This window comes from Phocaeicola sp. RTP21198st1_B8_RTP21198_201120 (genome assembly GCF_040929485.1).
Lineage (GTDB): Bacteria > Bacteroidota > Bacteroidia > Bacteroidales > Bacteroidaceae > Phocaeicola > Phocaeicola dorei.
In genome coordinates this window covers 1-1,671 of record NZ_JBCOCI010000275.1, presented here as the reverse complement: position 1 = coordinate 1,671, position 1,671 = coordinate 1, and the positions used below count along the sequence as shown (strand labels likewise).

Here is a 1,671-nt window from a genome sequence, read left to right as displayed (position 1 = left end):
TTCTTCAGTTCTTCGGTTGATACCAGTTTATACAGCTTGTCACTGGGGCGTATCTTATCTGATTTCATGGAGAAGTGCTGGCCTTTCTTCACAGTCTGCACGGATTCCAAGTCAACACGGGCTTCTTCCAAAGTCATGAATAGAGCACCTGTGGTCGGTCCGGTAATGAGAAGTTTATCGCCTACGCTAACTTCCGCAGCCTCTACCAGAAATTCGGAAACTCCAATGTTAGAGAAGTATTTGATACCTTTACCTACATATATCTTACGTTCCGTAGCTGCCGAGCCATAGTTTCTGGTCCATTCGCCTAAACGTTGTCCCAAATAATAGCCATCCCAAAAGCCGCGGTTGAATACTGTTTTCAGACGTTCGTCCCAAGCTGCAATCTTTTCATCGGTAAATGTTCCTTCCAGATAAGCTTTGATAGCCTCTTTGTAACATTCTACCACTGTACGTACATATTCAGGTCCACGGGCACGGCCTTCAATTTTGAATACACGCACACCGGCATCCAACATCTTATTCATAAAGTGGATGGTCTTCAAATCTTTCGGTGACATGATATATTCGTTATCAATATCCAGTTCCACATCCGTCTCTTTGTCACGGACTGTATAGGAACGGCGACACACCTGCATACAAGCGCCGCGGTTGGCAGAATGGTTCATCTCATGCAAAGAGAGGTAACATTTACCCGATACAGCCATACAAAGCGCACCGTGACAGAACATCTCAATGCGAATCTGTTCACCACTCGGACCACAAATATGTTCTTCCTGAATCTGGCGATAGATTTCGGCTACCTGCTCCAGATTCAACTCACGGGCCAATACTACCACATCTGCAAATTGTGCGTAGAATTTTAAAGCCTCTGCATTGGAGATGTTCAGTTGAGTGGAAAGGTGTACCTCCTGCCCTATCTGACGGGCATAGTTCATCACCGCCACATCAGCTGCAATCACCGCAGAGATTCCGGCTTCCTTGGCTGCATCGACAATGGTATGCATCAATGGAATATCTTTATCATAGATAATCGTGTTGACCGTCAAGTAACTTTTCATCCCGTGTTCATCACACGTACGGGCGATCTCCCGCAAATCATCAATCGTAAACGTATTGGCCGAACGGGCACGCATGTTCAGGTTTTCTATACCGAAATAGATAGAATCGGCACCTGCCTGAATAGCCGCAGCAAGAGATTCGCGCGAACCGACAGGAGCCATTATTTCAAAATCTTTCAAACTAAGACTCATAGAATATATACTTATTTGTATCAGTTAAGCAAATGAATGCGTACAAAGGTAGGCTTTTTTCCGTATTTTTGCAGCGAAAACAAGAAGTTACTTCAATCATAAACAGTAAATATCAGATTCATATATGAAGATAGGCCAAATAGATTTGGGTAAATATCCCATCTTACTTGCTCCGATGGAGGATGTGACTGATCCGGCTTTCCGCCTGATGTGCAAGAGGTTCGGAGCAGATATGGTATACACCGAATTTGTGTCGAGCGATGCGCTGATTCGCGCTGTCAGCAAGACTGCGCAGAAACTAAGTATCAGTGATGCCGAACGTCCCGTTGCCATCCAGATATACGGGAAAGATACGGAAACGATGGTGGAAGCTGCCAAGATTGTGGAACAGGCACAACCTGATATTCTGGATATCAAT

The 1,671-nt window shown here is 44.9% G+C and carries 2 protein-coding genes; one reads left to right on the top strand and one right to left on the bottom strand.

The window, feature by feature from the left end; translation table 11 throughout:
• Positions 1-1,253 (bottom strand): peptidase U32 family protein (locus AB5935_RS25365; protein WP_368327799.1); only part of this gene is annotated, 1,253 nt, incomplete at its 3' end.
• A gap of 124 nt (positions 1,254-1,377) precedes the next feature.
• On the opposite strand from AB5935_RS25365, the gene AB5935_RS25360 reads away from it, so the two are divergent.
• A partial coding sequence (locus tag AB5935_RS25360) for a tRNA-dihydrouridine synthase (protein ID WP_368327798.1) occupies positions 1,378-1,671 on the top strand: 294 nt, incomplete at its 3' end.